3 protein-coding genes and 1 pseudogene are annotated in these 7,127 nt (G+C 67.4%); all 4 read right to left on the reverse strand.

The window, feature by feature from the left end; translation table 11 throughout:
- The coding region (locus tag EDC29_RS17640; protein WP_279432468.1) for a beta strand repeat-containing protein at window positions 1–3,883 on the reverse strand (3,883 nt) is incomplete at its 3' end.
- Window positions 3,884–4,336: 453 nt separating this feature from the next.
- Window positions 4,337–4,834, reverse strand: a pseudogene (locus EDC29_RS17730) (DUF4347 domain-containing protein); the annotation flags it as partial.
- Between the two features lie 73 nt (window positions 4,835–4,907).
- On the reverse strand, window positions 4,908–5,777 hold the full coding sequence (locus EDC29_RS17070; protein WP_123141796.1) for a sulfotransferase family protein: 870 nt from the start codon (window positions 5,775–5,777) through the stop codon (window positions 4,908–4,910).
- 416 nt (window positions 5,778–6,193) lie between these two features.
- Window positions 6,194–7,127: hypothetical protein (locus tag EDC29_RS17350; protein ID WP_207906555.1), on the reverse strand; the 934-nt coding region annotated here is incomplete at its 5' end.

Here is a 7,127-nt window from a genome sequence, read left to right on the forward strand (position 1 = left end):
CGGCGTCGTCGCCGCCGGTGAGGGTCTCGAGCGCGCTGCGCTCGGTGCTCACCCGGCTGGTGGCGATCAGCCCGAGCGACTCGGGCTTGCTCACCTTCACGCCCCCGACCGGGATGTCGACCTCCGGGCTGCTCGGGTCGACGTCGGTGCGCTCGCCCGGGGCGCTCGGGTCGCTGACCACCACCGCGACGCTCTCGCCGGTGCGACTGTCGGTGGTGGTGCCGGTGGTCACCGGGGCGCCGTCGAGGGTGGTGTCGGTGAAGTCCGTGGTGGGGTTGAGCCCGGTGTCGACCCCGCCGCCGTCGATCACCGAGCCATCGTCGCCGCTGAACAGGTCATCGCCCGTCTCCGGGGTCGAACCGCCGCCGCCACCGCCACTGCTGACGGCGGCGACGGTGATCGGGTTGGCGGTGAGATCGGCAATGGTCACCGCCGCCGCCGCGCCGCTGGCCCAGTCCTCGGCGGCGGCGAGGTTGTAGACGGTGGTATCGGCGGCCTGGGTGCCGGCCTGATCGAGCAGGGCGTCGACCGCGCTCTTGTCGGTGCCGCCGAGGGTGGCGCTGAAGCGGGTGGCCGAATCGATCTCGACATCGGTGGTGGTGGTGAGGGTATGGGTTGCGCCGCCGGCGCCGGTGACGGTCAGCTGCGACAGATCGATGTCGTTGGCCGCACCCGCCGCGCTCGGCAACCCTGTTGCGGTGACCACCAGGAGGCCGCTGGCCGGGTCGTAGGTGGCGCTGGTGATGGTCGGCGCCGGGACATTGGCCACGGTGACGGGGTTGGCGGTGAGGTCGGCATCGGTCACCGCCGCCGCCGCGCCGGCGGCCCAGTCCTCGGCGGCGGCGAGGTTGTAGGTCGTGCCCCCGGTCGCGCTGGTGCCGTCCTGGTTGAGCAGCGGCCCGACCCCGGCGCGGTCGGTGGCGCTCAGCGTCAGCGTGAAGCCGGTCGCCGAGGTCAGCTCCACGTCGGCGGTGTCGGTGAGGGTATAGGTCGCGCCGCCCTCGCCGACGAGCGTGAGCCGGGAGGCGTCGATGTCGTTGGCCGCCCCGCCGCGGGCGAGCAGCCCGCTGCCGGTGACCACCAGCGTGCCGTTGCTCGCGTCATAGGTCGCCGAGGTCAGCGTCGGGATCGGTACATTGCTGACGGTGAGGCCGTTGCCGGTGGCATCACTGCTGTCGCCGGCGCTCACCGCGGTGTTCCAGTCATCGGCGGCGGCGAGGTTGTAGGTCGTGCCTCCGGTCGACGTGGTGCCGTCGCTGTTGAGCAGCGGCCCGACCCCGGCGCGATCGGTGGCGCTCAGCGTCAGGGTGAACTGGGTGGCCGAGGTGCGCTCGACGTCTGTGGTGTCGGTCAGGGTATAGCCCGCCCCGCCCGCGCCGGTGAGGGTGAAGGCGCTGGCGTCGATGTCCGCGCCGCCGCCGTTGGCCTGGATATTGGTGGCGGTGACCACCAGGGTGCCGGTGGCGGCGTCATAGGTGGCGCTGGTGAGCTTGGGGGCCACGGCCACGGTGATCGCGTTGCCGGTGGTATCGCTGATGTCGGCGCCGGGGTCGGCGCCGGTGAGCCAGTCGTCGGCGGCGGCGAGATTGTAGGTGGTGCCGAAGCTCGAGCTGGTGCCGAGCTGGTCGAGCAGGGCGTCGACCGCGGTGCGATCGGCCCCCGAGAGGGTGACGGAGAACTGGGTGGCCGAGTCGAGTTCGATATCGGTGGCGGTGTTCAGGGTGTGGCTTGCGGCGTTGCCGCCGGTGATCGTCAGCGTCGAGAGATCGACGTCGTTGGCCGCGCCGCTGGCGGCCACGAAGTTGCTCCCGGTGACCGTCAACACCCCGGTGTCGGCGTCGTAGCCCGCCGCGGTGATGGTGGGGACGGTGTCGATCACGAGCGCCTTGTTGGCGCCGAGCGAATTGGCCGCCCCAGGCGAGGGCAGGGTGAGCGCGGCCGGGTTCCCGGCGCCATCGTTGATCGTCGCGCCGTTGAGGGCTAACGCCGTGGTTGCGACATAGTCGAGGTCGGCGCTGGTGTCGCCGGCCTGGATCGTATAGGCGAAGCTCAGGGTCGTGGTGCCCGAACCCCCGCTGTAGTCGACTGTGCGATCACTCGCCCCGGTCTCGAGGGTCAGTTGTGGCGTGCCGGTGACGGTCACCGCCTCGCTGAACTGGACCTGCACGGTGATCGTCTCGCCGATGCCATAGGTGCCGTTGGCCGTCGTCGCCGAGACGGCGCTGACCGTCGGGGCCTGGTTGTCGAGCGTGGCGTTGGAGGTGTCGGCGATGATGGTGGTGTTGCCAGCGTCATCGGTGACCGTCACCGAGGCGTTGCGATTGGCCGCCTCGATCGTGCCGGGGGTGACGGTATAGCTCGCCGTCCAGGTGCCGCTGCTCTCGCTTGCAGCCACTGCCGCACCGCCACCGAAGGCGCTGAAGTCCACCGTCACCTCGGCGAGGGTGTCGGCATTGTTGTCGCCCGAGGCGGTATCGTCCCAGGTGACGGTGACCGTGTCGCCGGTGACGAAGGCCCCACCGGTGCCGCTCGCGCCGGAGAGGCTGATGTTGGCGTCGGTGACGACGGGGCTGTCGTTGTCGAGCGTGGCGTTGGTGGTGTCGGCGGTGGTGGTGGCGTTGCCGGCATCATCGGTGGCGGTCACCGAGACGTTGCGACCGGTAGTATCGAGACTGCCGCCGCCATCTTCGGTGATGGTGTAGGTCGCCGTCCAGGTGTCGCCGCTGTTGCTCGCGGCCACCGTCGTGCCGCCGCCGAAGGCGCTGAAGTCGGCGCTGACGCTGGCGATGTCGGCATTGTTGTCGCCCGAGGCGGTATTGTCCCAGGTGGCGGTGAGGGTGTCGCCGACCTTGTAGGCCCCGGCGGTACCGCTGGCCCCGCTGATCGAGAGGTTGGCGTCAGTCACCGTGGGGGCGAGACGATCGACGCTGTGTGTGGTGCCCGAGGTATAAGCGGTGGCCACATTGGTGGCGTCATCGACGATATCGGTCGCCCCCTTGAGGTCGAGGCGCAGCGTGCCGTCACCGGCGATGGTATCGACGGTCACCGTGTAGCTGGTGCCGGAACCGGCAACCCCGCTGATCGTGCCCGAGGCGTTGCCGGTGGTGGTGAGCTGGAAGTTGTCGGCGCTGACGTTGCTCACCGATTCGTCGAAGGTGACGCTGAAGTCGACTGAGGCGGCGTTGGCCGCCGGCGCGCCGGCGGGGGCGTTGCTGGTGATCGCGGGCGCGACGTCGTCGGTGACGTTGATGGTGACATCGACGTCGGATGGTGTCGTGCCATCGGTGGCGCGGATGCCCAAGGTGTAGCTGGAGGTGACGCTGGCGTCGAGCTGGCTGGTGTCGTTGACGCTGATCGCGCCGGTCGAGGCGTCGATGGCGAAGGCGCTGCCGGTGTTTCCGGACTGGATGGAGAAGGTGACGCCGTCGTCGTCGCCGGTGGTGGCGACCGTGCCCACCGCCGAGCTGTTGGCGGCGGACTCGTTGGCGCCGAAGTTTTGCCCGCCGGTGATGGAGGGGGCCACATCGTTGACCGTAATGGTCAAATCAGTGTCGACGGTCCCGCTGCCGTCGTTGGCCCGGATGGTCAGGGTGTAGGACGGTGTGGTTTCAAAATCCAGATCGTCGGCGTCGTTGACGGTGACGGCACCGGTGCTGGAATCGATCGCGAAGGCCGAATTGCCGTCGCCATCCTTGTTCCCGTTGCCGGCGGTGATGGAATAGGTGATCCCGGCATCCGCTCCGCCGCTGTCGCCGTCGTTGGCCTCGATGTCGCCGTCAGCCAGCACCTGCGTACCGTTGGTGGCGGTCTCGGAAACACTGCCGTCATTATCGACGGTGAAGACCGGATCGTTGGAGGGTGACTGAACGTTGGCTAGGACCAAGTTATCAATTTCGGCGTTCTCAATGCTTCCGTCCTGGGCAACAATGTAAAGCTTGCTGATGCCCGTGAAGCCGGTCAGCGTGGCGTCCTGGCTATTTCCGTTTGAAATGGCGCCTGTTTTGTAATAGTCGCCTGCTTTATCGGATGTTATGATGAAAATTTCGGAATGGACACCATAGTTCGTCAGGTTTATGCTTGAAATATCGAACGTTTCTCCTCCCTGAAAATACAGCGTTGCCTTGGTCTCTGTCGCTCTGTTTGCACCGATGTTTCCGTATCCGTCGCCACCGTAAACATAAATGTACGTGCTCTCGCTTGCGCCATCGAGCACCAAGGTATAGTTGCCCCCGGTGAGGGTGTAGGTGGCGTTTTCGTTGGCATCGCCGCTCCCGTACGCGCCGCTGGTCGGCGCGCTGTCGAACGTGATGGTCCCGCTGTACGCTAGCACACCGTCGAAGCCCTCCACCCCCGTCGCCGCCCAAGGCGTTGCGTCGATGGTGCCGCGGGTGACCTCCAGGTCCCAGTCGCCGCCCAGGGCGTCGGCGCCGGTCGCATCGTCGGAGGCGGCCACGTCGGCGCCGGTTAAGATCGACAGATCGCCCAGGAACGCGCGACCGGCGCCGTCGGCGCCCACCTCGCAGCCATAGAGCAGCAAATCCCCGTCCTCGGAGATTGCGCTGGAGATGATCCCCAAGGCATCCAAATGCTCGTCCAGGCTGTCGCTGCTCAGCACGTCATCGCCGAGATATACCTGCCCACTCGCCCCGTGCGAGAGGATGTGCAGTGCCTCGATTCCACTGCGTCCCTCCAACGCCTCGGCCAGTTCCTCGATCCCATCGCCGTTCCCGGAGAGCAGAATGACCTCCAGCCCGGCCTCTTCGGCGGCGAATTGCAGGCTTTGATAATCCGGGACCTGAGTATCGATGACGGCGATTTGCTGGGAGTCGGTCATGGCGGCGGCATCTCTGATCTGCGGCAGGGTGTCCGTGGAGGGGGCTCAACGGGCGCTGAACGGGTTGGGCGGTTTAGGCCAGTGCTTCCGTGCCGGTCTCGGGGTCATCGCTGCGCTGGGCGACGATGACATTGGCCTGGCTGCCGTTGACGGTGCGCCAGAAGTCCATGCCCTGGCACTTCTTGAACAGATCGGGCGGCAGGAGGGTGCGTCTGGGCTGGAACTCGACCTTGGGGCGGATACGGTGCAGCCCGTCGACGCCGAGCGCCTCGTCGAAATCGGCGGCATCGTATTCCACCCGGTCGAAGTCGTGGCCCTCGTACCAGGGCTCGCCGATGAACTGATAGATCAGCGGCAGCACCCTGGCTGGGGCGCGCGCCAACAATTCGTAGTCGACGATCAGCAGGGAGGCGGCCTGCTCGCCGTAGAAGGCCTCCTTGAGTCCGCTCCAGGCACGACCAACCAGGGCGTCGTGGTGCATCAACGTCTCCACCCGGCTGTAGACGGTGCCCTGGTTCTGGGGGCCGAACAGTCGGGTGAAGTGATAGGGGTTTTTGCGTACCTGTCGCTCCAGGCTATCCATCACCCAAGAGACGTCACGCACGCAGGCGATGACCTTGGATTCTGGAAAGAGCGCGGCGAGCAATGGCATGCGCGCCGTCCAGCCACGGTTGGTGTCGAAGATCAGTGGGCGCTCGGTCAGGCCGTCGTAGTAGCTGGAGAAGAGCGCGCGAAGGATGTGCTCGCGTTGCCCGGGCTGAAGGGTCAGGGCGACCTCGGAGCCCGGGCTCATGATCTGCATGGCGCCGTTGACCAGGGCGCCGAGCCCGCTGGTCATCGAGGCATGGATGCGGGGGTTCTGGCGCAGCAGGGCAGCGAGCAGTGTGCTGCCGGCGCGCGGCAGCCCGGAGATGAAATGAAAGGTCTGGGAGCCATCGTGCATGGATCGAACCTTTGTCGCAGATCACTGATGGACAGGCGGCCGGCCGACGCCAGGACTCAGGTCAGGGCCGTGGATCCAGAGTCATCGGCCCCCGGTGTCCGGCACCAGACTCCCGACCTTTCAACATTGCGTCTGGCTGTTTCGATTCCGCCTTCTCCCTGGGCGCGGAGACCGTGCTCGGCCCTGATCGCCTGCACTCGATCCGATGCTGAAGCGTAAGCGTATTCAAAACCTTAGACTGCGGTCTATGTCAATTTTTTGGGGATGATACCCAGTCGAATCCTTATCGTCGGTCGGGTTGCGTTGTCGGTGCAGATCGCGCTTTCTCCATGATCGCGTGGCAGCGATCGTGTATCTCTGAAATCAAGCTGAGGGCATCCCCTTATACCTTCAAGAATCCGGGCTGCCATGTGTACTCAGGCGAGCAGCAGCTCGGTGTCGGCAACGGTGCCGAGTCGCCCTTCGGCCGCGCCCCAGAGGACGAAGTGCGAGGCGGCGTCGAGCCCGGCGGCGGCGACGTCGGGGTTGTCCGCGAGATAGGCGCCGGTGTCGAACCAGGGGCCGGGGGCGCGGTCCTCGTCGGCGCCGTAGCACCAGTAGTGCTCGACGGCCGAGGCGAAGGTGCCGTCGGCGACGGCGGCGGCGACGTCGGGGTTGTCGGCGAGGTAGTCCTCGGCGTCCCAGAGCGCGTGCGGTGCGCGCCCCTCGGCCATGCCCCAGCCGAGGAAGTGGGACTCGGCGCTGACCATGGTGCCGGCGGCGATGGCGGCGGCGACGTCCGGGTTCTCGGCGAGGTAGAAAGTCGCGTCGAAGGCGGTGTCGGCGGTGAGGGTGAGGTCCCGGGCGCCGTTGCCCAGGTAATGGACGATGCCCGAGGCGATCTCGCCGTTGTCGACGGCGGCGCTGACCTCGGGGTTGGCGGTCAGGTAGGCGTTCTCGTCCCAGCTGGCGTTGGGCGCGCGGCCCTCGGCCGCGCCCCAGGTGAGGAAGTGCGTCTCGGCGTCGGCGATGGTGCCGCTGGCGACGGCGGCGGCGACATCCGGGTTGGCGGCGAGATAGAAGGCGGCGTCGAAAGTGGCGTCGATGCCGAGCCCGGGGTGGCGGGCGGAGGAGAAGGTCTGCACCAGGGTGATGGCGCCATCGGCGGTGCTGACCAGCAGCTCGACATCGGCGCCGAGGGTATCGGTGCCGCTGGCGCTGACCAGGGTGGCCGAGCCGTCGGCCGCGCGCGTCAGCGTCAGCTCGGTCATGCTGCCGGCGACCTCGGCGGTGTCGGCGCCAAAGCCGCCAGCAAGCTGGTCGTTGCCGCTGCCGCCGACGAGGATATCGGCGCCGAGTCCGCCGTCGAGC

The organism is Marichromatium gracile, from assembly GCF_004343155.1.
Classification (GTDB): Bacteria; Pseudomonadota; Gammaproteobacteria; order Chromatiales; family Chromatiaceae; genus Marichromatium; species Marichromatium gracile.

Coding starts and splice junctions, on each gene's coding strand:
- EDC29_RS17070 (WP_123141796.1), bottom strand. CDS start 5,777: ATGCACGATGGCTCCCAGACCTTTCATTTCATCTCCGGGCTGCCGCGC.